The following is a 26,880-nucleotide window of genomic DNA, read 5'->3' as shown; positions in this document are numbered from 1 at the left end:
GCAAGGGAGCCTTAACCCTTCAAATTGTAGGTCTTGCCCATGAGAGGACCTGCCATGCGTTATCTGATGCTCGCCCTTCTCCTGCCGCTGGCAGCCTGTGCGTCCAAGCCGACGAACACGGCCAACAGTTGCGCGATCTTCCAACAGAATGATGGCCTGTTCACCGATTGGCGCGGCGCGGCCGAGCGGACCCAACGCGAATATGGCGTTCCCGTCCCGATCCTCCTTGCCACGATTCAGGCGGAGTCCAATTTCGAGGCGCGGGCACGACCGCCGCGCACCAAGCTCCTGGGTGTCATTCCGTGGAAGCGCCGCTCCACCGCCTATGGCTATGCCCAGGCGCTGAACGGCACCTGGGAGGAGTATCAGCGCGTTACGGGGCGCAGCATGGCGCGCCGCTCCAACTTCGAGGACGCGATCCGCTTCGTCGGGTGGTATCACCATACGAGCCATCGACGGAACGGCATCAGCCGCACCGATCCGTACAATCTGTACCTTGCCTATTATTCCGGGCATGCGGGCTATGCGCGCGGGAACTGGCGCAGCAATACGGCGATCCAGGGCGCTGCGCGGCGAACGGCCAATATGGCCACACGCTACGAAGCGCAGTTGCGGCGCTGCCCCGGATGACGATCTGAACCAGGGGTGATTTACAGATACGCCATCCTAGCTCTATGTCCGATGGGTCTCATGTCCGGGAGAGCGCCTGAGTGTTGAGCCTGATCCGATTGGCTGCCTGGCTGGCGCTTGGCGCCGTCATCTTCGTGACGCTGAGTCCCATCTCGATGCGCCCGGTATCGTCCGCGGATGTCGATATCGAGCGGCTGGCCGCCTTCGTGGTTCTGGGCGGGTTGTTCGGCGCAGGCTATCCGCGCCGCTGGCCACTGGTACTCTTGCTCCTCATCGCCGGCGGCGCCGGGCTGGAACTGTCGCAGAACCTCGTGCCGGGGCGGCACGGGCGCGTGGAGGATTTCCTGTTCAAGGCGGGCGGAGCGGTCCTGGGCGCAGGCCTCGGCGTGGTCGCCATACGTCTTCTGTCCCGGCTGCGCGCCCGGCCCTGACCCGTTGGGTGCTGCTGGTTTGCGCCAAGGCTTCGGTCACGGCTCACGAACTCGGGATCGAAGCGGCGCGTCATGCGTTGCCTGTGCAACGATCAAGATGGCGTTGCGAGGGGAAGCATGGCCAGATTTGCGCAAAAGGGTGCGACGGTGCGTCGGACAGGGCCCGACTGGGCAGGCATTACGACAGGCATCGTGTCCGCGGCGGCGCTCGGCGCCTTCGCATGGCTGACAGCCCGCGATCTCGATGACGCACGCTCGCAGACACGCGCAGTCCCCGACCACGATCCCCTGGCCGACCCGCATGGACGCGGGGTCGAAACACCCTCGCAAATCCCGGCGCGGGGCTGGAAGGATATTCTCTGGCGCACGATCCAGGAATTCTCGCACGACCGGCTGATGCTCGTCGCCGCGGGTATGACCTTCTATGCCCTCCTGGCCCTGTTTCCGGCCATCACCGCGCTCATCTCCATCTACGGCCTGTTCACCGATGCGGCGAGCCTGTCGCAGCAACTCAACCTCATGGGTGACTTCCTGCCGAGCGGCGCCGTCAGCATATTGGGCGAGCAGATGGAGCGGGTCGCCAGCAAGGGGGCGAGCCAGCTCGGCTTCGGCATGGTCTTCGGCCTCGGCGTAGCGCTGTGGAGCGCCAATGCCGGCATGAAAACCCTCTTCGACGCCATGAACATCGTCTATGAGGAAGAGGAGAAACGCAGCTTCATCGTGCTGACGCTCGTGACGCTGGGCTTCACCCTGGCCGCGATCCTGTTCCTCATCCTGGCGGTGGCGGGCGTCATCCTTCTGCCCATCGTCATGGAGTTTCTGCACTTCGGCGTTCTCGAAGGTTGGCTTCTGCTCCTGCGCTGGCCGATCTTCCTGGTCGTCGTCGCGGGCGGCCTGTCGATCATCTACCGCTTCGGACCCAGCCGCACCCGTGCGCGCTGGCGCTGGGTGTCCTGGGGCGCGGCGCTCGCTGCGCTTCTCTGGGTTATCTTCTCGATCGCCTTTTCCTGGTACGCCCAGAACTTCGGCTCCTATGACGAAACCTATGGCTCGCTCGGCGCCGTCATCGGCTTCATGACCTGGATCTGGATTTCCTCCATGGTCATTCTTCTGGGCGCCGAATTGAACGCCGAGATGGAGCATCAGACCGAGATCGATACCACCGTCAAACGCCCGCGCCCCATGGGGCTGCGTGGCGCACGCATGGCCGATACGCTGGGCCACGAGGTGTAAGCCGTTCACCTGCCGCTAAAGTTGACATCACCTATCCAGAATACTAGCCACGGGGCTCGTATCCGGAAGACATGCCATGCTGAAAAGATTCTTCGCCTATTACGCACCCTGGAAGGGTCTCTTCGCGCTGGATTTCGGTTGCGCCGTGGTGGCCGGCCTACTGGAACTGGGTTTTCCGCTGGCGGTGAAACTTTTCGTGGACGATCTCTTGCCGTCGCTGCAATGGGGCATGGTGCTGGCAGCATCGGCTGGGCTTCTGATCCTTTATGTCGCCAATACGGGGCTGATGGCGGTTGTCACCTATTTCGGTCACATGCTCGGCATCAACATCGAAACCGAGATGCGGGCGCGCGCCTTCGACCACCTGCAGAAACTGTCCTTCAGCTATTTCGACAACAACAAGACGGGGCATCTCGTCGGACGTTTGACGAAAGACCTGGAGGAAATCGGCGAGATCGCCCATCACGGGCCCGAAGATCTGTTCATCGCCATCATGACCTTCATCGGCGCCTTCGTGTTGATGCTCTACATCCATGTCGAACTTGCGCTGATCACGGCCGCCATCGTGCCCATCGGCACATGGCTGACCGTGCGCTATGGCGCGCGCATGGCCGATACGTGGCGCGGCATCTACCGCAGCGTGGGTGATTTCAACGCCCGGATCGAGGAGAATGTCGGCGGTATCCGCGTGGTGAAATCCTTCACCAACGAGGATCACGAACGCACTCTGTTCCGGCAGGACAATCTCCAGTATCGGGCCCGCAAGCTCGATGCCTACCGCATCATGGCGGCCAGCCAGTCGCTGAACTACATGTCCATGCGGCTGACGCAGGTTATCGTCATGGTGGCGGGCACCTGGTACGTCATGGCCGGCAACCTGACGATCGGCGGCTTCGTCAGCTTCCTCCTGCTCGTCAATGTCTTCTTCCGCCCCGTCGAAAAGATCGCCGCCGTCCTGGAAACCTACCCCAAGGGCATTGCGGGCTTTCGCCGTTACCTCGAATTCCTCGACACCATGCCCGATATCGTCGACAGGCCCGGCGCGCGGGACATGGGCCGGCTGCGTGGCGCCATCCGCTTCGAGGACGTGCATTTTTCCTATGTCGAGGGGCGGCCCGTCCTGAACGGGATCGACCTCTTCATCGCTCCCGGCGAAACGGTGGCCTTCGTCGGCCCCTCCGGCGCGGGCAAGACGACGATCTGCTCGCTGGTTCCGCGCTTCTACGATGTCTCGCGCGGGCGGATCGCGATCGACGATGTCGATATCCGTGACATGACCCTCACCTCCCTGCGCAGCCATATCGGGGTCGTGCAGCAGGACGTCTTCCTGTTTGCCGGAACGGTGCGGGAAAACATCGCCTATGGCCGGCTCGACGCGTCCGAACAGGATATCATCGCTGCCGTGGAGCGCGCGAACCTTACGGAAACCGTGGCATCCCTGCCCGACGGCCTCGATACGATCGTCGGCGAACGCGGTGTGAAGCTGTCCGGCGGGCAGAAGCAGCGCCTCTCCATCGCCCGCATGTTCCTGAAGGATCCGGCGATCCTGGTCCTCGACGAGGCGACCTCCGCGCTCGACACGGAAACCGAGCGCGCCATCCAGGGTGCACTGGCCGAACTGTCCGTTGGCCGGACATCCCTGATCATCGCCCACCGCCTGTCCACGATCCGCCATGCGGACCGGATCGTCGTCATCGATGGCGGCCGGGTGATCGAGACCGGAAGTCACGCAGAGCTTGTCGCGCGGGGTGGCGCCTATGCCCGCCTGAACGCGGCCCAGGGCGACACGGCGGATTTTCTGCAGGTTGCAAGCTAGGTCCTCAAGGCCGGCCCAAGGCCCATAGGCCTGCACAAACCCGGGAGCCGCCCTAATTTGCTCTGCAACCTGCCACGTGGGAAGGATGCGGCATGCAGCACGATGTCAAGCTTCACGACGAGCCCGGCCGGCTTGCCGCGCTGGAGCGCACCGGGCTCATCGGCTCGCAGCCGGATGCGGAATCCGACCATCTGACGGAGCTGGCGTCCGGCGTCTATGGCGCGAGCATGGCCTACATCGCCCTGCTGGACGACCGGCGGGCCTGGCTGAAATCCATTCAGGGCGCGGACATATCGGAACTGCCGGTCGAGATGACCTTTTGCCAGTACACGATCCGGCAGGACAGCATCGTGGCCGTCGACGATACGCTTCAGGACGAGCGCTTTCGCAACCACCCGCTGGTGACCGGTCCCATGGCGGTGCGTTCCTATCTCGGCGCGCCGCTGACGACGCCGGACGGATACAATATCGGCACGATCTGTATTGCCGATACCGCGCCACGCGCCTTTACCGCGCGTGACATCGAGCTGCTCAAGCGCTTCTCGCGCCTGGCCATGGCCAATTTCGAGCTGCGTCAGATCGCGGCGCGGGACCAGCTCACGGACACATGGTCGCGCCGCGCCTTTCGGGAACTTCTCGATCAGGCCGTGTCCGCCCATGCGCGCAATCACCGTCCGCTCTCCATCGTGACCTTCGATCTCGACCGGTTCAAATCGATCAACGACACCTATGGCCATGCAGCCGGGGACGCGGTGCTCAAGGCCACCGCGCGGGCCGTGTCCGACAGCATGCGCCGCGACGAAGCCCTGGGGCGGCTCGGCGGCGAGGAATTCGCCGTCCTGATGCACGATACCGATGCCGCCAGCGCTTCCATCGGGGCGGAACGACTGCGCGCGGCGATCGAGGCAGCGCGGCTTGTCGATCTGCCGCAGCTCACCTTCACCGCAAGCTTCGGCATCGCCACGCTGCAGGATGGCGAAACATTGGAAGCGTGGCTCGAACGCGCCGACCGCGCCATGTATGCCGCCAAGACTGCCGGCCGTAACCGTGTGGCAACGGCCTGACCCAAAACGGACACCGTGGCGTCCTCACGCCTCGTTCCAGCATCGTAGCCTAAAGCGTTACCTGCTACCCATAGTAGTTAACGATCGGTGGAGGGGTCCGCATGATTCGACGTGCGACACGGTGCGGCATGCGGCTGGCGCTTCAGGCTTCGGCTTTGGTGGCGATCGCCCCGGCGGCCTTTGCGCAAACTGCGCCCTTCGATATGTCGCCCGAATCCGGCGCTGCCCCCTTCGCCATCACGGACAGTGACGTCATCGTCTATTCGGGCACCGAGAATGCCGGCGATGCACAGATTACGCGCAATGAAGGGCAGTCCGTCAGCTTCCAGGACAGTGCGAGCGCGGGGGACGCGCAGATCATCACCAACAGCGGTGGGTCGGCACAGTTCTCCGGCGCCAGCACGGCCGGCTCTGCCGCGCTGACCAACAACGGCACAACTGCCTTTGTCGATACAGCAACGGCCGGTGATGCGACCATCGTCAACAACGGTGCCGGCACGCTGACCTTCGACAACGGGGCCTCTGCGGGCAGCGCCGTCATCGCCAATAGTGGGTTTGCGGCCTTCCGGGGCAATGCCACGGCGGGCAATGCGGTCATCACCAACAACCAGACCGGCCGGATCGAGTTCGACGGCGCCGCCGTCGCCGGCGAGAACCTCCTGGACAATAGCGGTGTCGTCGCCTTCATGGGCTCCAGCACGGCATCCGGCCGCAGCATCACGAACAATGCATCCGGCAGCATCGCCCTGTCCGGCAACAGCAATGCCGGTGCAGCCTTCATCGCCAATAATGGTGCCCTGACCGCAACCGACACCGCCAGCCTTGCCGGCGCCACCATCACCAACAACGCCTCCGGCAGCATCGCCCTGAGCGGCAATGCCAGCGCCGGGACGGCCGACATCACCAATGGCGGCACGCTCGCCTTTTCGGGCAGCGCCACGGCAGCGGATGCGCTGATCCAGACCCAGACCGGCGGGCGCACCAGCTTCGCCGGCAATGCCTCGGGCGGGGCGGCCGAAATGCGGCTCGACGACGGGGCCATCCTGGACATCTCGGCGCTCGCCAATGGCGGCACGAGCTTCGGCTCCCTGCTCGGCACGGGGCAGATCTTCCTGGGCGCCAACCGTGTCACGGTCGGCAGCAACGGGCTGGACACCACGGTCGGCGGCTTTGCCGATGGCGGCGTGGCCGGTGGCGTCGGAGGCTCCCTGCAGAAGGTCGGGCCGGGGACCCTGCGCCTTCTTGGCGTGAACCTCTATACGGGGCCGACCATCGTTGCAGCCGGCACGCTGCAGGCGGCCAATGCCGGCGCCTTCGCACCCTTGTCCGATGTGACCGTCGCGCCCGGCGCGCTCCTGGACATTGCCGGGTTCGATCAGACGATCGGCTCGCTCGCCGGCGGCGGCCAGGTGGATCTGGCAGCCAACATCCTGACGCTGGGCGGCAGTAACGCGTCCAGCGTTTTCTCAGGGCTCTTCACCGGTGCAGGTGGCATCGTGAAGATCGGCACCGGCACTTTCGTCATTGCCGGGGACAGCGCCATCTTCGGGCCGACGCGGGTCGCGGCCGGCATTTTGCAGCTCGACGGCGCGCTGCCACTCTCGGCCCTCACGGTAGAGGGTGGCGCCGGCCTGACCGGCACGGGCACCGCCGGTCCGATCACTCTTTTGTCCGGCGCCTTCGTCGCGCCCGGCCCCGGCATCGGCACCTTGTCCGTCGCCGGGGATCTGACCCTGTCGCCCGGCAGCGTCTACCTGGTCGAGACGACCGGCTCCGCGGCCGATTCCCTTGCCGTGACAGGCGCGGCGAGCATCGACGGCGCCGGGCTGAGGATCACCCAGTTCGGCCTCTATACGCCGGGACCGGCAACGGCGATCCTGTCCGCCGATGGCGGGCTCACCGGAACCTTCGGCACGGTCCAGTCCGACTATGCCTTCCTGGATCCCGTCCTGGCCTATACGGGCACGACGGCGCTGCTCGGGCTCACACGCAACAGCCTGCCCTTCGCGGCGGTGGGCGCCACCTTCAACCAGCGCAATGCGGGCGCGGGTCTCGACAGTGCGCCGGCCGCCAATCTTGCGCAGCGGGCCGTCCTGTCCGGCAACGCCGACAATGCCCGGCAGGCTTTCGATCTTCTGTCGGGCGAAGTCCATGCCAGCCTTCGCACCGAGCTGATGGAAACCAACCGAATGCTGCAGCAGGGCATGCTGGCCCGCGCGCAGCGCATGGAGCCTGGCCTGGCGGCACCGCTGCAGGGTGAGGCCACGCGCGTCCACGACCTTGGCGCCTGGGCCGCCGGCTTCGGCGATGGCGGCACACGCGCGGGCGACGGCAATGCCGCTGAGGGCGATGTGCGTAAGGGCGGGGTTATGGCGGGGCTGGACGCGGCCATTGGCGAACGGGCCTTTCTGGGCGCTGCGGCCCTGTATGGCCGCTCCTCCTTCGATGTCGCGGCCCGCGGCTCCACGGCCGATACCGACAGTCTCCTCCTCGGCCTGTATGGCGGTGCGCAGTGGAACGGCTTTCGCCTGAGCGCTGGCGGCACCTATGGCTGGCACAGCGTGGCGACGCAGCGCAGCATCGCCTTCCCGCTCTTCGGGGATACGCTCAACGCCGATTACGATGCCAGCACGGCCTCAGCCTTTGCCGAACTTGCCTACGCCCTGCCCGTTTCGATCATGCTGCTCGAACCCTTCGTCGGGGTGACGCACGTCATGGTCGATACCGATGCCTTCGCGGAAAGCGGGGGCGATGCCGCCTTGAGCGTCGCCAGCGGACGCGAGAACGTCACCTTCTCGTCTCTCGGTGCAAGATTGCGCGCACCGCTCGGCAGACTTGCCGGGGAAGTCTATGCGGAAGCGGCCTGGAACCACGCCTTCGGGGATAGCGTGCCTGCAGCGCAGCTTGCCTTCCTGGGCGGGCTTCCCTTCGAGGCGCAGGGCACCCCGGTGGGAGAGGACAGCGTCAGCCTGAAGGCCGGGATCGCGGTCGACATAACGCGCAGCCTGCGCTTCGGCGTATCCTATTTCGGGAGCTTGGGCGATGGCGTCGACCGGCATGGCGGCATGGTGGATGCGAGCTACCGCTTCTGACCGAAAGCGGCCTTGTCTTAGTGCCTTCTTAGGCAAGCTCTGGCACAAGAGCTTGAACGGCCACAGCTCGAATTGCCCGCGAAAGTCAGCCATGTTCCAAGCCGCCCGGTCCCGGTTCTTCAGCCGCGTTGCCATCGTCCTTGCGATCGGGCTTGCGCTCAGCGCCTGCCGAAGCACGGAAGTGCTCAACGTCGAACCGTCGACGGGCCGCCCCCTCGCCACGCCCGTATCGCTCGGCCCGGTGGAGGAACGTGGACGGTCGGAGCTTGTGCTGGACGCTGCGACAGGGCGCATTCTGTGGCAGCAGAACGCCAATGAACTGCGCTATCCGGCTTCGCTGACCAAGCTGATGACGCTTTATCTCCTGTTCGAAGCGATCGACAGCGGTCAAGTCTCTCTGGAAACGCCCTTCACCGTGTCCGCGGCCGCGGCGATGAAGCCGCCGGCCCGGCTCGGCCTGCCCGCCGGCAGCAGCATCAGCGCACGTGAGGCGGCGACGGCCCTTGCGGTGCGGTCGGCCAACGACGTGGCCGCCGTGATCGCTGAAAATCTCGGCGGATCGGAAGAGGCTTTCGTCCAGCGCATGAACCAGCGCGCTCGCGCGCTCGGCCTGTCCCGCACCCATTTCGCAAACGCGTCCGGCCTGCCGGACGAGGCGCAGATCTCCACCGCGCGCGACATGGCCCTTCTGGCACTCGCCGTGCGTCAGCGCTTCCCGGCCTATCAGGGCTTCTTCCGCCTCAGCGAGTTCACCTTCAACGGCCGCCGCTACGAGGCGACCAACAAGCTGCTCGGCAAGGTCCGCGGCGTCGACGGCATGAAGACCGGCTATATACGGGCATCCGGCTTCCACCTCGTGGCCACCGCCGAACGCGGCGGCAAGCGCCTCATCGTCGTGGTGATGGGCGGGGAAACCGGCCGCGCGCGGGACGCGCGCGTCACCGAACTCCTGGAAACCTGGTTCTGACCACCCCCGCACGGTAGCCGCCTAGCAATGCCCCGCACAGTCGGGCACCGCGCGCTCCAAGCGTTGCATCCTTCGTCGGCAGTGTGGCCGCGCTGAGCCGCGCAGCCGGTCTTCCTGACAGCCTGCGCTCAGCCCTGAAGGGCCGCCGCAACGGCCTCGACAGCGTCCTGCCCCTTGTCGCCATCCGGCCCGCCGGCCTGTGCCATGTCGGCACGGCCGCCGCCGCCCTTGCCGCCCACGGCGGCAGAGGCTGCGCGCACGAGTTCCACGGCGCTGACCTTGGACGTCAAATCCTCGGTCACGCCGATCACGATGCTCGCCTTGCCGTCCGTGACGCTGACCACGGCCACCACGCCGGAGGTCAGGGACTGCTTCATGCCATCCACGATGCCTTTCAGGTCCTTGGCCGGCACGCCGTCCAGAACCCGGCCCAGGAAAGCGATGCCGTTCACGTCGCGCGGGGCGGTTGCGGATGCGGCGCCGTCGCCGGCAAGGGCGAGCTTGCGCCGCGCATCGGCGAGTTCGCGCTCGAGCTTGCGCCGCTCCTCGACCAGCACCTCGACCCGCTCCACCACCTCTGCGGCGCCGACCTTCAGGGCGCCGGCGAGCCGGCGGACGCGCAGATCCTGCTCCTGGAGATAGGCCCGTGCGGCATCACCCGTCAGCGCCTCGATGCGGCGCACGCCGGCGCCGACGGCGCTTTCGCCCAGCACGTGGACCAAGCCGATATCGCCTGTCGCACGCACATGGGTGCCGCCGCACAGTTCGATCGAATAGGGTTTGGTGCTACCGTCCTCGCGCTCGGCGGTGCCCATCGACACCACGCGGACCTCGTCGCCGTATTTTTCACCGAAGAGCGCCATGGCGCCCAGCGCGATGGCATCGTCCACGGCCATGAGCCGCGTTTCGACGGAGCCGTTCTGTCGCACGACGGCATTGGCAAGGCTCTCGACCCTGGCCAGTTCCTCGGTATCCAAGGGCTTTGGATGGGAGAAGTCGAAACGCAACCGGTCGGGCGAGACGAGCGATCCCTTCTGCGCCACATGGGTGCCCAGCACTTCGCGCAGGCCTTCATGCAGGAGATGCGTGGCCGAATGGTTGGCACGGATGCTGCCGCGTCGGCCGTGATCCACGTCGAGCTCCACGGCAAGGCCGGGCTTGAGCGTGCCCTCGGTCACGCGGCCACGATGGATGAAGAGCCCGCCCGCGACCTTCTGCGTGTCCGACACCTCGAAGCGCAGGCCATCCGCGCGCAGGACGCCGGTATCGCCGACCTGCCCGCCGGATTCCGCATAGAAGGGCGTCTGGTTCAGGATGACCGCCACGTCCTGGCCGGCGGCCGCCTGCGCGACCTCCTTCCCGGCTTCGACGATGGCCAGCACCTGCCCCTCGGCAGCTTCCGTATCGTAGCCGAGGAACTCCGTCGCGCCGAAGCGCTCGCGCAGGCCGAAATAGACCCCCTCGTCCGACACTTCGCCGGAGCCGGCCCAGCTTGCGCGGGCCTCCGCCTTCTGGCGGGCCATCGCATCTTCAAATCCCGCTATGTCCACATGGATGCTGCGGGCACGCAGCGCGTCCTGCGTCAGGTCCAACGGGAAGCCATAGGTGTCGTACAGCTTGAAGGCCGTCTCGCCGTCCAGCATGTCGCCGGCATGGAGATTGTCCGTCGCGTCGTTCAACAGGGCAAGGCCACGATCCAGCGTTGCCAGGAAGCGCTTTTCCTCGAGCTTCAGCGTTTCGGAAATGAGCGCTTCGGCCCGCACGAGCTCGGGGTAGGCGCGGCCCATCTCGGCCACCAGCGTCGGCAGCAGGCGGTAGAGCACAGGCTCACGCGCGCCGAGAAGCTTGGCGTGCCGCATGGCGCGGCGCATGATACGGCGGAGCACATAGCCGCGCCCCTCATTGGACGGCAGCACGCCGTCGGCGATCAGGAAGGCCGTCGCGCGCAGGTGATCGGCAATGACACGGTGGCTCGCCACGGCGGCGTCCGTCGCCGGCGCGCCGATAATGTCCACGCTGGCGCGGATCAGTTCGCGGAACAGGTCCGTGTCGTAATTGTTGTGCTTGCCCTGCAGCACCGCGGCGACACGCTCCAGCCCCATCCCCGTATCGATGGAGGGACGCGGCAGCGCGATGCGCTCGCCGCCTGCCAGCTGCTCGAACTGCATGAAGACGAGATTCCAGATCTCGATGAAACGGTCGCCGTCTTCCTCCGGGCTGCCGGGAGGGCCACCCCAGATGCCGGGTCCGTGGTCGAAGAAGATTTCCGAACAGGGGCCGCAGGGGCCCGTATCGCCCATGGCCCAGAAATTGTCGCTGGTGGCGATGCGGATGATCCTGTCTTCCGACAGGCCCGCCACACGCTTCCAGTAATCGGCTGCGTCGTCGTCCGTGTGGTAGACGGTGACGAGCAGCTTGTCCTTGGGCAGGCCGAATTCCTTGGTGATCAGGTTCCAGGCCAGCTCGATCGCCGTTTCCTTAAAATAGTCGCCGAAGGAAAAGTTGCCCAGCATCTCGAAGAAGGTGTGGTGCCGGGCCGTGTAGCCGACATTGTCGAGATCGTTGTGCTTGCCGCCGGCGCGCACGCATTTCTGGGATGTGACGGCACGGCTGTAGGGCCGCTTCTCCAGCCCGGTGAAGACGTTCTTGAACTGCACCATGCCGGCATTGGTGAACATCAGGGTCGGGTCGTTGCGCGGCACGAGCGGCGAGGATGCGACCTGCTCATGCCCATGCTTCCCGAACGTGTTCAGGAAGGTCGACCGGATATCGTTCACGCCGTTCATACAATTGGTCCCTGAATGGCTGTTCCATTGCCCGGAGAGCGATACACGCTCACGCGGTCCGGGCTCAACTGAAATCGCCCGTGCTGCCGCATCGCGGATGCTTGGTGCGCGGCAAACCACTGCCCGCTCGCCCGCCGGACGGAGCGCCTGCCGGCCGAACCCCGGGCAAGCCACTGGGCCATCGAACGGCAATAGTCCGGGAGGATGGCGCGTTGCGCGGCCTGCGCTTCGCGCCTGTTCCTTCACCGCACGGCGCGGCCGCAGATCGTGTTCCGCCCGCCCGCCACCCACCGGGACCGTGCGCCGACGCCCGGCCGTTGGCGCGCGCCCGCCACCTCAAAACGCAAAACCCGCCCGGAGGTCCGGGCGGGTCTGGTCTTTTACCAGCACGTCGTGCGGATCGAAGATCAATCTTCTTCCGGCTCGCCGATCTCCAGCAGCTTTTCGGCGATCAGGCCGGAATTCTGGCGAATCGCGCTCTCGATCTCGGCCGCGATGGCTGGATTGTCGCGCAGGAAACTCTTGGCATTCTCGCGCCCCTGGCCGAGCCGCTGGCTGTTGTAGGAGAACCAGGCCCCAGACTTGTCGACGATGCCGGACTTGACGCCCAGATCGACGAGTTCGCCCATCTTGGATACGCCTTCGCCATACATGATGTCGAACTCGACCTGCTTGAAGGGCGGGGCCAGCTTGTTCTTGACCACCTTCACGCGGGTCTGGTTGCCGGTAATCTCCTCGCGGTCCTTGATCGCGCCGGTGCGGCGGATATCCAACCGCACGGAGGCGTAGAACTTCAGTGCGTTGCCGCCGGTCGTCGTTTCGGGAGAACCGTAGACGACGCCGATCTTCATGCGGATCTGGTTGATGAAGATAACCATGCACTTGGACTTGGAGATGGAGCCGGTCAGCTTGCGCAGCGCCTGGCTCATCAGGCGCGCCTGCAGGCCCGGCAGCGCGTCGCCCATCTCTCCCTCGATCTCGGCGCGGGGCGTCAGGGCGGCCACGGAATCGATCACCAGAACGTCGATCGCGCCGGAGCGCACCAGTGTATCGGCAATTTCCAGCGCCTGTTCGCCCGTATCGGGCTGCGAGATCAGGAGATCGTCCAGATTGACGCCGAGCTTGCGTGCATAGACCGGATCGAGCGCATGTTCGGCGTCCACGAAGGCACTGATGCCGCCGGCCTTCTGCGCTTCCGCCACGGTGTGGAGCGCCAGCGTGGTCTTGCCCGAGCTTTCCGGGCCGTAAATCTCGACGATGCGCCCCTTGGGCAGGCCACCAATACCGAGCGCGATGTCGAGCCCGAGCGAGCCGGTCGACACGGTTTCGACATCCAGCTTCTCGGTCGCGCCGAGCCGCATGATCGAACCCTTGCCGAACGCGCGTTCGATCTGCGAAAGCGCGGCGTCGAGCGCCTTGTTCTTGTCCACGGAAGCATCCTCAACGAGACGAAGTGAATTCTGAGCCATTGGCCTTCGGTCCTTATTTCACGCGGCGTCTGGACGCGCAACGCTTCCGCCATGGCTCAGATGTACTCTTTTTGTTCCGGTTTTACAATGGATGATCCCGATTTGTTCTAAGATTTGCGGTTGTGATTCGCGCAAGTCCGACCCGATCGATCCATAAGAAAGGGTAAAGGCGGAGGGCGGGCGAATCGCCGCGCCGCCGGCCTATTCGTCGAGGATCTGCTTGACCACCACGGCAAGGTCGCGGAGCGAGAAGGGCTTGGCCAGGAAGCCGAACTGCGCCCCCTCCGGCAGGTTCTTGGCGAAGGCGTCCTCGGCATAGCCCGAAACGAAGATGAACTTCAGTTCCGGCCGCAGCTTGCGCATTTCCCGCAGGAGCGTCGGCCCGTCCATCTCCGGCATCATGACGTCCGACACGACGAGGTCGATACGTCCGCCGAGATCCTCCATGACGGCCAGCGCCTCCACGCCGGACGATGCCTCATGGACATCGTAGCCGCGCATCTTCAGCGCGCGCACATTGCCGGCGCGCACGTGATCCTCGTCCTCCACGAGCAGGATCGTCGCGGTTCCGGACAGGTCCATCTTGCCCGGCTGCTGCACCGTGGCCGCCGTTTCCGGGGCGGCCAGGGCCGGCTCCGCCGGAATATGCCGCGGCAGGAAGATGCGGAAAACGGTTCCCTCGCCCGGCCGCGACTCCACGAAGATGTAGCCGCCGGACTGCTTGATGATGCCATAGACCATCGAGAGGCCGAGCCCGGTCCCCTTGCCGATATCCTTCGTGGTGAAGAAGGGCTCGAAGATCCGCTCCGCGACCTCCGGCGGCATGCCGGACCCCGTATCGGCCACCTCCACCAGCACGTAGTCGCCCAGCGTCAATTCCGGATAGGCGAAGCCCGCCACCTCGCCTGCCGCGACATTGCGGGTGGAAATATCGATCCGCCCGCCATCGCTCATGGCGTCCCGCGCGTTCTGGACCAGATTGGTGATGACCTGCTCGAACTGGCCGATATCGGCCATGACGGGCCAGAGGTCGCGGGCGTGGTGGCGTTCCAGCTTCACCAGATCGCCCGAGATGCGCTTCAAAAGAAGATGCATGTCCGCGACGACGTCGGTCAGGTTCAGCATCTTGGGGCGCATGGTCTGACGGCGCGAATAGGCCAGAAGCTGCCGCACCAGCGAGGCCGCGCGGTTCGCACTCTGCTTGATGAGCAGAAGATCCTGGAAGGACGGATCGCCCGTGCGATGGTTCAAGAGCAGGAAGTCGACCGAGGCGGTGATGATGGTGAGCACGTTGTTGAAATCATGCGCGATGCCGCCGGCCAGATTGCCGATCGCCTGCATGCGCTGCGCCTTGGCGAACTGTTCCTCGAGCGCCCGCTGGTCGGTAAAGTCGATCCCGTAGACAAGGGCCGCCTCGTCGGAATCGTCCGTCACGTCCGAGACCGCACTGAAGTAAAGCCGCACCGAGCGGGTGGCATCCCCGGCAATCTCGACATCGAGCGAGGGGATTCCGGCCTGTCCGCCGCAGGCCGCTTCCAGGCTGTTCCGGAAGGCATCGTGGTATTCCGCGCGCAGCGCGTCCTCCAGCGGCGCGCCGCCGGCCGCCACCGGGGCGCCGAACAGCCGTGCGAAGGCAGCGTTGGCGCGGGTCGCCTGGCCCTTCCGGTTCAGGGATGCAATGGCCATGGGAGAGGAATTGAAGAACCGGTTGAAGCGGACGAGCACCTTTTCCGGAGCGTCCCCATCACTGTCGCTGCGCAAAGACCGGTTCAGGACGACCGTGCGCATATGCCCCAGCCGATCCTCTCCCGCTGCGCGCGCCTGGCGCAACAGGCGCACCGGCAGGCGCTGCCCCTTGCGCGTCACCAGATCGCCGTCGAGGACATGGATTCGCCCGGGCTCGCCCTCGGCGGTGGCGGCCAGGAAGGCGCGGCCTTCCTCCCCCACCAGATCGGCGGCCGACATGCTCCCGGGGTCGAAGCTCGCGAGATCGAAGCCGAGCCATCCGGCGAGCGTCGCGTTCAGATAGACGATCGACCCCGAAGCGGAGGAGGCGAAGAAGCCGACCGGCGCATGGTCGAGATAGTCGATGGCGTTCTGCAGCTCCTGGAAGAAGCTTTCCTGCTCGGCGCGCTCCTCGGTGATGTCGGCGACCTGCCAGACATTCAACGCCCGGCCGCCGCGCTCAAGCGGCCGCACGCCGACGCGGTACCAGCCCGCCCCCTCGCCATCGCTCAAGGTGCGCGACAGGCGGAACTCTTCCTGAAGGGGATTGCCGTCGCGGGCCGCATTGGCCAGCCGGTAGACGGCCTCGGCCGCCTCCGCCTCGCGCGAGAGGAGTTGCTCCAGCGTTTGCGCATCGCGCAGGCCGCGCATGCCGGTCACGGCCGCATAGGCGCGATTGGCATAGACGATTCGCCCCTTGGCATCCGTCATCAAGGTGCCGACCGGGAAATCGTCCAGGAAGTCGCGTCCCAGCTCGCCGTCCGACACGCGGTTGGACAGTTGCAGGAAGCCGAGCGCCAGCGCAAAGCAGGCCACGATGCCGATGCCGGCTAGAACCGCAAAAATGCCGAGGACCGCGATTCCGCCCGATACATGCCCGGCCAGCGCCAGGGCCGCCGCCACCACAAGCACGAAGGCGAACAGCGCCAGGATCCGCCACACGCCGGCACGGCCGGCGCTGCGGTCGATCAGCGGCTTGCGGGTCTGGGATCGCGCGTCAGCAGTCATCGTCCTCGCCAGCCGCCTTCGGTGGAGCACCCCTGTGCTCTAAAAGATATTGTTCAGCACTTCCCGGTATTATACGCGATGAAACTGTCGTAGCCCTTGAAGCGGCGGCAATTTCGTCACATGAACCGGGAACAGGCGAAAGGACAGCCCTTCGGCGATCCTGCCTGCCGACTATGCTGTAAAGGTTGACGACGGGCATCTGCAACCCGGCGACAATCCAGGACCAGGGAGACTGGCACAATGTTCGAAGGGCTTGCGAACGCTTTGGGCGGAGAAGGAATCGCGACGGTCGTCGTCGCCATCCTGACGATCGCCGCTGCGGTGATCATTCTCTACTTTCTCGTCGCGCTCATCCGCGGCATGGTGGGCGGCGGCCGGCTCGGCGGGCGCGGCGCCGGTGCGCCCCGCCTTGCGGTGCTGGATGTCGCCCAGGTGGACCAGAAGCGCCAGCTGGTCCTGGTGCGCCGCGACGAGATCGAACATCTCGTCATGATCGGCGGCCCGAACGATCTGGTCGTCGAAGCCGGGATCACCCGCCTACCCGTACGTCAGCGCCGCGTGGAGCCGAGCTTCCAGCCTGAGCCCCAGCAGCACGCAGCCGAACCCGCGCCCCGGCCCGTCGAAGCGCGCACCCCGCCGCCGGTCGTCACCGCGCGCGTGGATGCGCCCCGAGAGGCCCCCTCACAACCCGCACCGGCTGCCGCTGCTCCTGCGGTGAGCGCCGGACAGGCTCCGCTGCGCCCTGCCCGATCCGCCCCCGCGGCCGAGGCGCCCCGCCGGAGCGAGCCGCCCCTGTCACGCCCCGCGCAGGCGTCCGCTCAGGCGCCCGCTCAGGCTGCCGCGCCCACCGCGGCGCCGGTACCGGTGCAACCGCCCGTGCCGCGTCCCGCCCCGGTTCAGCCCCGCAGCATGGCAACGCCGACCCTGCCCGCAACCCGCACGGAGCCGGTCGTCGCCGAAGCGGCGTCGTCCGGCCCGGCGGACAAGCCTTCTCAGGCCCCGGCGGATGCAGCGCCTGCCGTGACGGCCGATGCGCCAAAGCCTGGCCCGAACGAGGCGCTCAAGCGTGCGGACCCCGCCATCCCGGCTCAAGCCGGGGTTCGGGCGGAGCCGGCGCGCCAGGAGCCGCCGCGCGCGGAGCCAAGCGCCCCCGCTGCGCCGGCTTCCGCATCCGGCCCTCTTCAGGTGAAGAGCTTCGCCACGAGCGTGCAGAACCATAAGTCCGAGCATCGCTTCCCGGCGCCCCAGGCGTCCCCGGCCCAGCCTTCCCCCGCCCAGCCTTCCCCCGCTCAGCCTGCGCAGCCGGCATCTGCCTCCCCGGCCCGGCCGTCGCCAACGGCGGCGCCTGTAAACGCTCCGGCCGATGTCGTCCCATCGGCACCGGCGGCCCCTGCAGCACCATCCGCCCCGGCCGCACAGGCGGCTCCGGCGGCCCCAGCGGCACAGACGGCTCCGGCGGCCCCGGCATCTCGGCCGGCCGAGGCGGCGGCCGCCAAGCCCGCGCAGGACGATGCCAATATCGATGCGCTTCTGATGGCGGAACTGAGCGCCGAAGGCCGCCAGACGGGCCCCGATACGAGCCCGGTCTTCCCGCCGCGTCCCATGGCTCCGGCGCCGGTCCAGGCTCCGCTGCCCGCATCGGACCGCAAGGAGCCCGGCGAGGCGGCCCTGCGCCCGGCCGCGGATGACAGGACCCAGGATGCGCCCGCTGCCAAGCCGCGCATGATGAGCCTGGAAGAAGAAATGGACGCGCTCTTGAAGGACTTCACCCTCGATCCGCCGGAGCGGCGCTGACGCGCCTGCCACAATGACGAAGGGCCGGCTTGCGCCGGCCCTTTTGAGTTCTTGCGTCGGGATGGCCGGTTGGCCGTCTATTCGTCGCGATAGACCTTCTCGCGGCGCTCATGGCGCTCCTGGGCTTCGAGGGACAGGGTGGCGATCGGCCGCGCATCCAGCCGCTTCAGGCTGATCGGTTCGCCCGTTTCCTCGCAGTAACCATAGGTTCCATCTTCGATGCGCATCAGCGCCGCATCGATCTTGGAGATCAGCTTGCGCTGACGGTCGCGCGCGCGCAGCTCGATGGCCCTGTCCGTCTCCGACGAGGCGCGATCCGCGGCGTCGGCCAGGTTCGGGTTGTCGCTGGCGAGAGCTTCGAGCGTTTCACGGGATTCGCGGAGGATCTCGCCTTTCCAGGCCATGAGCTTCTTCCGGAAATAGTCCCGCTGACGGTCGTTCATGAAAGGCTCGCCCTCCCGAAGCTCGCCTCCGATCTGCAGAGTTTCGCTCATTTCGCTTCCTCTATCACCGTCGAGGACTGGCTTATAGCTTCCGTCGAGAAGGCCTACAAGTTCAAATGCGGCTGCCCAGCCGAATGAAGTAAGTGCCCTAAACCTAGGCACCAGTTGAATTTTTTATAATCAGGAATCACAAAGGAAATGTGTCGCGCGCTGGCGACTTGCGAGCACGCATATTTCCGGCAAGATGGCAGCATGCAGAGCGGCCGATCGATGCGCCTTTATTGTCTCAGACACTTCCACGCCGCAAGGCCCGTTCCGGGCCAGCGCGATTATGACCGACCTCTGGATGCCAAGGGAATGGCGCAATCTGAGCGCATCCGCGACTGGATTACGCAGCGGGCGCTCGTCTTTTCCACAGTTCTGGCGTCTCCCGCACAACGCACCCGCCAGACGGTCGCCGCCATCGGCCTGCCATCTGCGGATGAACGAATCGTCTGGCTGCCGAACCTCTACGAGGCCGAGCCGGAGGTGTATCTGCGCCATCTCGGCCAGGATGGCCCTGGGGACGCGACGCTTGTCGTCGGTCACAATCCCGGCATGGAAGAGTTCCTGGTGCAGCTCTGCGGCCCCGATACGCCGGCGCCGCTCGCCGCCGGGTTGGGAACGGGCGCGCTTGCCATTGTCGAGATCGGGCAAGGCGGCGTGCGCACCGGCAATGGCCGGCTTGTGGAGCTGATTTCACCCAAGGCACTGTGAGCACGGGCGCGTGCACCCTATCTGCCCCTCCAGGTCGATCCAACGCGTCGACACTCCAAAAGGTTTTGCGAAGGTTCATGCCCAGTCTTGCGGATGAAGCGCGCTACGCGCTCGACACTCTGACCGATCGCGCGACCGAACTGTTCCATCCGACCCTGCGCATCGGCGTTGCCGGCCTGTCGCGCGCCGGCAAGACGGTCTTCATCAGCGCGCTGGTCCACAACCTCCTGCATGGCGGCCGGCTGCCGCTGCTGGAGGCTTACGCATCGGGCCGGATCGGCAAGACCTATCTGGAGGAGCAGCCGGACGACGCCGTCCCGCGCTTCCAGTACGAGGACCATGTCCGCACCATGGTGGAAGAGCGGCTGTGGCCGCAATCGACGCGCGCCATCTCGGAACTGCGGCTGACGATCGAGTTCCAGTCGGCCTCCGGCTGGTCCCGCCTGTTCTCCGCGGGCCGCCTGTCGCTGGACATCGTCGATTATCCGGGCGAGTGGCTGCTCGATCTGCCGCTGCTCGACAAGGATTTCCAGACATTCAGTGCTGAATCCCTTCAACGCGCGCGGCTGCCCGGCCGCGCGGCGCTGGCGGGGCCTTTCCTCGCTGCCATCGACGCACTCGATCCGATGGCGCCGGCCGACGAGCCGACGAGCCAGCGCCTGGCGGCGCTGTTCACCGAATACCTGCGCCGCTGCCGCGCGGACGACAAGGCCTTGTCCACGCTGCCCCCCGGCCGCTTCCTGATGCCGGGGGATCTGGAAGGCTCCCCCGCCCTCACCTTCGCGCCGCTTGGCGGTTCGTCCGGCACCGCAGCTCCGCCGCGCAACAGTTTCGCCGCCGTGCATGCCCGCCGCTTCGAAGCCTATAAGACGGTGGTCGTCAAACCCTTCTTCCGGGACCATTTCGCCCGGCTCGACCGGCAGATCATCCTGATCGACGCGCTGCAGGCCATCAATGCCGGGCCGGATGCCGTCCGGGACCTGGAAGCCGCGCTGACGGACATCCTAGCCTGCTTCCGTCCCGGCCGCGCGACCTGGCTCGGCGGCCTCCTGTCCCGTCGGATCGACCGGCTTCTCGTCGCAGCCACCAAGGCCGACCATCTCCACCGCGACAGCCACAAACGGCTGGAGGCGGTCGTCCGGCAAATCGTCGCCCGCGCAACGGAACGCGCGCAGTTCTCGGGCGCACAGACCGATGTGGTGGCCATGGCGGCCGTGCGCGCCACGCGTGAAGCCCAGGTGACGGAAGGCCGGGAAACGCTTCCGGTGATCGTCGGCACGCCGCTGGCGGGCGAGCGCATCGCCGGCGAGATTTTCGACGGGGCAACCGAGACGGCGATCTTCCCGGGCGATCTGCCGAAGGACCCGGCCCGCCTCTTCGCCGAGGGCGCGGACGGCAAGGGGCTCGATCCGTTGAACTTCGTCCGCTTTCGGCCGCCGGTCCTGGAGCGCGACGATCGGGGCCTGACCCTGTCCCTGCCGCATATCCGGCTCGACCGTGCGCTGCAATTCCTGATCGGAGACAGGCTTCGATGAGCGACGATCCCGACATGCCGTATCGCGGCCCCCGCAGCTTCCGGCCCCCGGAGGCAACCGCCGTGACGCAGCCGGTCCCGGCCCGCGCGCCGCGTGCCGTGCGGGAACTGTCGCGCCTGTCCATCGAGCCGGACGACGCTCTGGAGCGTGAGGCGCTCGACGCCCTCGATGCAGCCCCGGGCGCCCTGCGCCCCCGCCGCCACAGGCTGACATTCGGCAAGCTCTTCATGGCGGGCCTCGGCCTGGTGGTCTCGCTTGCCACCGGTCTTGCCCTGGACAGCCTGATCCGGGACTTTTTCGCGCGGGCGGAATGGCTCGGCTGGGCCGCGGCGGCAGCCTCCGCCATACTGGTGACGGGCGCGGTCGGTGTCGTCTGGCGGGAACTGTCCGCCATCCTCAAGCTGCGCCGGGTCGAAGAAGAGCGCATCGCCGCAAAAGCCGCCTTCGACGCCAATGACGACCGCGCCGCCGAACGGGTCACCGCGCAGCTCGTATCGATGCTGGCCCACCAGCCCGCCACCTTCGCGGGCCGCGAGCGCCTGGCGCAGGCGCGCGACGATGTAATGGACGGGCGGGATCGGATCACCTTGGCCGAGCGCGAACTCCTGGTTCCCCTGGATGCCCAGGCTCGAGCCCTGCTCATGGCCTCGGCCAAGCGCGTTTCGGTGGTGACAGCCGTCAGTCCGCGGGCGATCGTCGACCTCGCCTTCGTCCTGTTCGAAACCGTCGGGCTGATCCGTCGCATGTCCGAGCTCTACGGCGCGCGTCCGGGCACGCTCGGGCTCGTGCGTTTGACCCGTGACGTCTTGGCGCACCTGGCCGTAACCGGCTCGATCGCGATCGGCGACAGCCTGATCCAGCAGGTCGTCGGCCAGGGGCTGGCGCAACGCCTGTCCGCAAGGCTCGGAGAGGGCGTTGTCAACGGGCTTCTGACCGCCCGGATCGGTCTTGCGGCCATGGATATGTGCCGGCCCATGCCCTTCATCCAGGTGGAGCGACCGGGGATCGGAAGCATCCTGAAGGCGCTGACGGTGAACGACCCGCAGCCTGGCGAAAGGAAGGATTAACCCTTCCGCGAGATTATCGGCCTACGCATTTTCGCCCCGAGGATCTTTGCCCATGTTGCGCCAGCTCGCCGCCGGACTTTCCTTCGCAGCCGCGCTGTCCGCCGGCGCCGGCCCCGTCATGGCCGGCTCGTCCGACACCTTCCTGCAGACCATCAACGGCCGCTGGGTCGGCCCCGGCGAAATCGTCGCCGGCAAATACAAGGGCACCCGCTTCACCTGCGATCTGGCGGGCGGCACGGACCAGGCCCCCTCCGCCATGCAACTCGAAGGCTCCTGCCGCGTCGGCCTGTTCTCGCAGAAGATGTCGGCCCGGGTCTCTCATGACGGACGAACCTACACCGGCGCCTTCCTGGACGGCGCCAAAGGCGCAGGGCTGGACATCGTCTCCGGCGTGGTGGAGGGCGACCGCATGGTCTTCGGCCTCGACCGCAAGCAGCTCAATGGCGCCATGGTCGCCCGGCTGGAAGACCGCGACGAGCTGAACGTCACCATTTCCGTCAAGGTCGGCGAAGACCTCGTCCCCGTCATCGGCATGAAGCTCAAACGCGACGGCGGCACCGTCCGCCAGACCGCTTTGCAGGACTGACGCAAAGCCCCCAACACAATCAGACCGTTTCGCGCCCGCCCTACCCAGTAGGGCGGGCTTTTTTGCGCTCCCAACAAACGACTCAAGCCAGCAAAAAATCAGTTACATGATATATGAATTTATGTATCTTACATATATTCCGGTTCAAGGTGAGTATCGCTTCGCAATGCGTTTTATCCTTTACATGCTTCTGGCATCGGCCATGTCGATATCCTGTTGCCTGGCTGACGATGATGACGAGCTCCATAAGCCTGACGCCGAGGACTTCAGGATCATCGAAAGCTGCATTGCCGCGAACCGCCATCCAGAGCTCTACGGCCGCTACCAATGCATCGGCCTGGTTTTCAGCCGCTGCCTGAGCCTTAGTCTACCTATGCAGCACTATTGGTGTGATGAGAGAGAGGACACCGTTTGGACCTCATTGAAGGCTCGATACTTCCGGCTCCTTTATGACAGAGAAACAAACACGGAAGAAACTCGTCGTTTGCTACTTTCATACGACAAACACCTGCATGACAGGGCCGATGATGATTGTGCATACGAGATTGAAAGAGAGGAAGAGGGATCGATCGGTCAAAGCTATGCGTCATTCAGGTGCTACAGAAATGAGCATGCCGAGCAGGCACTAAAATATATATGGCTTACCGGGATATAAGTATGTCTAATAATTATATAAGTTCTTCAGATATACGCCTGGTTCTGACTCATACAGAGCATGGTGGCGATACATCTAAGATGTATCGTGTCACACTTGCAGTGAAGGATAGCATTCTAGAAAAAGAGAGACATGGGAACTCATCAGGCTTTACGTTTGGCCTGCCGCAGTTAGACATCGGGAGTAACGATCAAGGAATAATGGCTTACGGCGAAATCCTAGACGCTGCCGTAGCCAACGGTGACATCGATCTCAAACAGTTTATAAGACTGTACGACTACATGGGTGTCAAAAGACCCGATCTTGATCGCAATCTGCAGACGCGATACAAGGAAGATAAAGCGTTCTTATCAGAACTTATCAGCAATCATCAGTATGCCAAAGATATAGTCGATAAATATTCAGATGAATATCTGAATGGAGTACTTTTAAAGAAAATAAATTCATTCTTCGACGCAATCAAAGAAAGGTGGGGCGACGACACGGTATTCAACCGTTCTCACGATGATTCGGCCATTGCAATCGCTGCTGCTCTATCGGTAGCAAATCGCTCCAATGGTCTGAATGATTTAGCATCCGCCCTCTCCGATACTCGACCTAAGACGATCGCCGCCGTTAAGGCGGCCTTTAACGGCGATGCAAATGAATGGGAATTGGTGGTCAAAGGGGCGGCTGCAATCATTGCACATTGCTTCATAGCTGACACACAGATCGCCATGTGGAATGGCCCGGATAAGCCCATTCAAGAGATCCAACCTGGCGATGTCGTGCTTGCATACGATGAGAATGGGTTCCTGCATCCGGGACGCGTCAGTAGGTTATTCCGAAATCACTCTCGCAAGGTTTTGGACCTATTCGGCGTCGGCATCACCCCAGGTCATCTAACCTACTGTGCCGACGGCCCACTGAAGGGCCAGCACGTTCCAATAATAGATATTCTGCGCGCGGACGGCGCGATCGTGCTTCAAGACGGATCTTGCGTGCGCGCCGCGACCAATTGCCCGGTTGGATCAATCGGTGATCAGTTCGTTTGGGCAGTATGCGGGGAGCTGCTTCCCTCCGGCCTTACGCGCGTGAAGGAGCGGGCGCAGTTAAGGCTTGGCACGCGGTTCATCACTGCCGACGGCATGGATTGCTCGATCTTGGAGACCATCCTCCAAGCAGACGGTATTATCGGTCATGATGGCCTGCTCCGTCTTAGTGCAGACAGGCCGGGTATGCCCTTTCATTGGACAGCGTCATCATCGCTCCCGAAGCCGGAGGACTACGTTCTAGCGCGTTCGAAGGACGCGCTAGATATCCCCGTACGCACAGAAGAGAGGGAGGGAAACCATCGAAGCGGATCATTCTGCGAATCTCCGTGTCATGTGTCGTAATGAAGCGCTGCCCATCCGAAGATTGTGCATTCTGTTCGTCTGCACAACACCAACCAAACCGCGATACTCATGCTTAAGCGCTTTGCATTCCTGACTTACATATCGTCGGCTATTCTGACACATGCCTGCTTGGCGGGCGATGCGAACGGTTATCTGTTTCCAGATACGGAAGACTTCAATATTGTAGAAAGCTGCCTAAAGGCGCATAGCCAGCCTGAGCGTTATGGGCGCTATGTCTGCATAGGCCTCGTTGCCGAACGGTGCTTATCCCTGAACCTCCCGATCGAGGACCACCTGTGCGATGACAGAGAACGACGGTTATGGGAAGATGTGAAGTATAGGTACTTCCGCCTCATATTCGACGGGAAGTCGGTAAGCAACGCAGAACGGGATCTGCTGTACGCCGATGACAAGCAATGGTCCGACAATGTGGTGGTCAGGTGCGCCCACGAGGTGAACCGGCATCCTGATACAAGCCCAGCCAGGAAGGATGAATGGTTCCGCTGCAACAGAAATGAATCCGCAGAGCAGGCAATAAAATATATTCGGCTTAGTTTTCACACAGATTAATTCTTAGATAGTCATTTTGTAGGTATATGCTTGGTAGACGGATTTCCCGCCGATACATGTCCAGCGCTTCAACTCGGGCCTTACAGTAAGCACAGGCTAGCTTATATCCTCAATCCGACTCGGTAGTTGATGCCGCTTCGTCCTGTACCTTGAGGATGTCGGCTAGCCCCTCTCACGGCAGGCGAACTCACACCGGCGCCTTCCCGGACGGCGCCAAGGGTGCCAGGGAGGAACATCTGACGGAGCTGAATATTACCATTTCCTTTGCGGTCGGCGAGGCGCTCGTCCTAGCGATCGGGATGAAGATGGAATGCGACGACGGAACCGTCCGCCATACTGCTTTGCAGGACTGACGCGAAGCAAGTTCGATCAGGAAGAAGGGCACTGCCCGCCTTCTGTCAGACCTCAGTCCACCAACCACCATCGGCCGTCACGGCCTCGATGCAGGCTGCGTCGAGCCCTTTTAGCCAGTGGCGAACCGGGTGGCCTTCGATGTTCAGGTCCGGGTTCAGTTCGGCCAAAGGGATCAGGACGAAGGCCCGTTCGCGGATACGCGGGTGTGGCAGGGTGAGGCGGTCGGTTTCGACGCGCGCTTCTCCATAGGCCAGGACGTCGATGTCGATCGTCCGCGGCCCCCAGCGCTCCAGCCGAACCCGCTTCAGGCGTTGTTCGAGCGCGAGCGCGAGATCCAGGAGGGCCGCCGGGGCGAGGTCGGTTTCCAACTCGGCGCAGGCATTGCGGAACTCCGCCTGGTCCAGCTTGCCCCAGGGCGGCGTGCGGTAGAGGCGCGACACCTTGGATACGCGCACCCCGGCCGAGCTGTCGAGCAGGCGTAGCGCCTGTGCCATGCTGGCCGCGGGGTCGCCCATATTGCCGCCAAGGCCGATGAAGGCGCGGGTCACGCGCGCACTCCGGCGGCAAGGACGGCGTCCGCCACGCGCAGCGCATCGCGGTTGGGCAGGATGGCGTGCACCCTGAAGATGTGGGCGCCGCGCTCCCGCAGCAACACGCTGGTCGCCGCCGTGGCGACATCGGGCTCCGGCTCCTCGCGGCCGATGGCGCCCCTGACGAAGCGCTTGCGCGATGTGCCGACCAGGATCGGCAGCCCCATGGCGCGCAGCTCCGGCAGGCGGGCCATGAGGGCGAGGTTTTCATCGCGCTCCTTGGCAAAGCCGAAGCCCGGGTCCCAGACCAGGCGGTCGCGCGGGATGCCGGCCTTCGCCACGATCTCCATGGAGCGCTCGAAGAAATGGAACTGGTCGTCGATCACGTCCGGCAGCTTCGTGCGCTCGCGGCCCGTATGCATGAGGCAGAGACCGGCGCCGGTGCGCGCGGCGACCTCTGCCATGGCAGGGTCCTTCTGCGCGCCATAGACGTCGTTGACGATATGGGCGCCGGCAGCGACGGCGCGCTCGGCCGTCTCCGCACGATAGGTATCGACCGAGATGAGCACGTCGGAGCATGCACACAGGCGCTCGATGACCGGAAGCACCCTGTCCTGCTCTTCCTGCGGCGATACGGGCGTTGCGCCGGGGCGGGTCGATTCCCCGCCAATATCGATGATGTCGGCGCCCTCCTCCACCATGCGCAGCGCAGCCGCGACGGCCAGGTCCACATTCCCCTCGAAACGCCCGCCATCCGAGAAACTGTCCGGCGTGACGTTGAGGATGCCCATCAGCCGGGCCGGGCCGGCCAGGTCGAGGTGCCGGCCGTGCCCGAGCTGCCACAACTTTGAGTTATCTGCCGGATCGCCCGCCACAACACACCTCGCATTAACGCTCTCTGCAATCCAATGGCGCATCCGGGCCTGTTTCTTCGCCTCACCGCCCAGGATGCGTTAGCCTGATCATACGCTGATGCAGCAAGCGGGGGCGGGA

Annotated in this window: 19 protein-coding genes; 13 read left to right on the top strand and 6 right to left on the bottom strand. The window is 64.9% G+C overall.

All coding sequences use genetic code 11. The features are described 5' to 3' along the window. Positions 1 to 54 precede the first annotated feature (54 nt). The 7 genes from AUL30_RS10560 (at position 55) to AUL30_RS10530 (ending at position 9,233) form a co-directional block, all read left to right on the top strand. Complete coding sequence (locus tag AUL30_RS10560; RefSeq protein WP_244490792.1) at positions 55 to 630, top strand: transglycosylase SLT domain-containing protein; 576 nt, start codon at positions 55 to 57, stop codon at positions 628 to 630. An 80-nt stretch (positions 631 to 710) separates the two neighbouring features. Further along, entirely contained in the window at positions 711 to 1,061 is a 351-nt protein-coding gene (locus AUL30_RS10555; protein ID WP_062227846.1) for a VanZ family protein, read from the top strand. Between the two features lie 117 nt (positions 1,062 to 1,178). Beyond that, positions 1,179 to 2,294 (top strand): YihY/virulence factor BrkB family protein, encoded by a 1,116-nt coding sequence (locus AUL30_RS10550; RefSeq protein ID WP_244490791.1) that lies wholly within the window; start codon positions 1,179 to 1,181, stop codon positions 2,292 to 2,294. 76 nt (positions 2,295 to 2,370) lie between these two features. Next, a complete protein-coding gene (locus tag AUL30_RS10545) occupies positions 2,371 to 4,110 on the top strand; it encodes an ABC transporter ATP-binding protein (protein WP_062227845.1) in 1,740 nt (579 codons plus the stop codon). A gap of 92 nt (positions 4,111 to 4,202) precedes the next feature. Next, complete coding sequence (locus AUL30_RS10540) at positions 4,203 to 5,174, top strand: GGDEF domain-containing protein (protein WP_062227844.1); 972 nt, start codon at positions 4,203 to 4,205, stop codon at positions 5,172 to 5,174. Positions 5,175 to 5,275: 101 nt separating this feature from the next. Then, on the top strand, positions 5,276 to 8,266 hold the full coding sequence (locus tag AUL30_RS10535; RefSeq protein WP_157070067.1) for an autotransporter outer membrane beta-barrel domain-containing protein: 2,991 nt from the start codon (positions 5,276 to 5,278) through the stop codon (positions 8,264 to 8,266). Between the two features lie 91 nt (positions 8,267 to 8,357). Then, entirely contained in the window at positions 8,358 to 9,233 is an 876-nt protein-coding gene (locus AUL30_RS10530) for a D-alanyl-D-alanine carboxypeptidase family protein (RefSeq protein WP_062227842.1), read from the top strand. A 128-nt stretch (positions 9,234 to 9,361) separates the two neighbouring features. Here the strand turns inward: AUL30_RS10530 and alaS are convergent, their stop codons facing one another. The 3 genes from alaS to cckA all read right to left on the bottom strand — a co-directional run bounded on the left by alaS (position 9,362) and on the right by cckA (position 16,221). Next, positions 9,362 to 12,019, bottom strand: a complete 2,658-nt coding sequence (alaS, locus tag AUL30_RS10525; RefSeq protein WP_062227841.1) for an alanine--tRNA ligase — start codon at positions 12,017 to 12,019, stop codon at positions 9,362 to 9,364. Positions 12,020 to 12,426: 407 nt separating this feature from the next. Continuing rightward, positions 12,427 to 13,488 (bottom strand): recombinase RecA, encoded by a 1,062-nt coding sequence (gene recA, locus AUL30_RS10520; RefSeq protein ID WP_062227840.1) that lies wholly within the window; start codon positions 13,486 to 13,488, stop codon positions 12,427 to 12,429. A 201-nt stretch (positions 13,489 to 13,689) separates the two neighbouring features. Further along, entirely contained in the window at positions 13,690 to 16,221 is a 2,532-nt protein-coding gene (cckA, locus tag AUL30_RS10515; RefSeq protein ID WP_062227839.1) for a cell cycle histidine kinase CckA, read from the bottom strand. Positions 16,222 to 16,461: 240 nt separating this feature from the next. On the opposite strand from cckA, the gene AUL30_RS19995 reads away from it, so the two are divergent. Beyond that, entirely contained in the window at positions 16,462 to 18,015 is a 1,554-nt protein-coding gene (locus AUL30_RS19995; protein WP_062227838.1) for a flagellar biosynthetic protein FliO, read from the top strand. Positions 18,016 to 18,092: 77 nt separating this feature from the next. Here the strand turns inward: AUL30_RS19995 and dksA are convergent, their stop codons facing one another. Then, positions 18,093 to 18,509, bottom strand: a complete 417-nt coding sequence (dksA, locus tag AUL30_RS10505; RefSeq protein ID WP_062227837.1) for an RNA polymerase-binding protein DksA — start codon at positions 18,507 to 18,509, stop codon at positions 18,093 to 18,095. 147 nt (positions 18,510 to 18,656) lie between these two features. On the opposite strand from dksA, the gene AUL30_RS10500 reads away from it, so the two are divergent. From AUL30_RS10500 to AUL30_RS10475, 5 genes are all read left to right on the top strand, one after another. After that, positions 18,657 to 19,214 carry a SixA phosphatase family protein gene (locus AUL30_RS10500; protein WP_083507849.1) on the top strand — a complete coding sequence of 186 codons (558 nt, stop codon included), beginning with the start codon at positions 18,657 to 18,659 and terminating at the stop codon, positions 19,212 to 19,214. Positions 19,215 to 19,291: 77 nt separating this feature from the next. After that, positions 19,292 to 20,749, top strand: a complete 1,458-nt coding sequence (locus tag AUL30_RS10495) for a YcjX family GTP-binding protein (protein ID WP_062227835.1) — start codon at positions 19,292 to 19,294, stop codon at positions 20,747 to 20,749. Further along, the gene (locus AUL30_RS10490; RefSeq protein ID WP_062227834.1) at positions 20,746 to 21,816 is read left to right on the top strand and encodes a YcjF family protein; all 1,071 of its coding nucleotides are present in this window, start codon (positions 20,746 to 20,748) and stop codon (positions 21,814 to 21,816) included. Before AUL30_RS10495 ends, AUL30_RS10490 begins: the two co-directional genes overlap by 4 nt. Before the next feature lie 55 nt (positions 21,817 to 21,871). Beyond that, positions 21,872 to 22,402 (top strand): hypothetical protein, encoded by a 531-nt coding sequence (locus AUL30_RS10485; RefSeq protein WP_407638278.1) that lies wholly within the window; start codon positions 21,872 to 21,874, stop codon positions 22,400 to 22,402. A 735-nt stretch (positions 22,403 to 23,137) separates the two neighbouring features. Next, positions 23,138 to 24,433: a Hint domain-containing protein gene (locus AUL30_RS10475; protein WP_157070066.1), complete on the top strand. Its 1,296-nt coding sequence runs from the start codon at positions 23,138 to 23,140 to the stop codon at positions 24,431 to 24,433. Between the two features lie 968 nt (positions 24,434 to 25,401). Here the strand turns inward: AUL30_RS10475 and folK are convergent. Beyond that, the gene (gene folK / locus AUL30_RS10460) at positions 25,402 to 25,905 is read right to left on the bottom strand and encodes a 2-amino-4-hydroxy-6-hydroxymethyldihydropteridine diphosphokinase (protein ID WP_083507848.1); all 504 of its coding nucleotides are present in this window, start codon (positions 25,903 to 25,905) and stop codon (positions 25,402 to 25,404) included. Next, the gene (gene folP, locus AUL30_RS10455) at positions 25,902 to 26,678 is read right to left on the bottom strand and encodes a dihydropteroate synthase (protein ID WP_244490793.1); all 777 of its coding nucleotides are present in this window, start codon (positions 26,676 to 26,678) and stop codon (positions 25,902 to 25,904) included. The genes folK and folP overlap by 4 nt, the downstream gene beginning before the upstream one ends. Between the last annotated feature and the right edge of the window lie 202 nt (positions 26,679 to 26,880).

Source organism: Aureimonas frigidaquae (assembly GCF_001463905.1).
GTDB lineage: Bacteria > Pseudomonadota > Alphaproteobacteria > Rhizobiales > Rhizobiaceae > Aureimonas > Aureimonas frigidaquae.
Note: the sequence above shows the minus strand (reverse complement) of the source record. Positions and strands in the feature narration are given on the sequence as shown.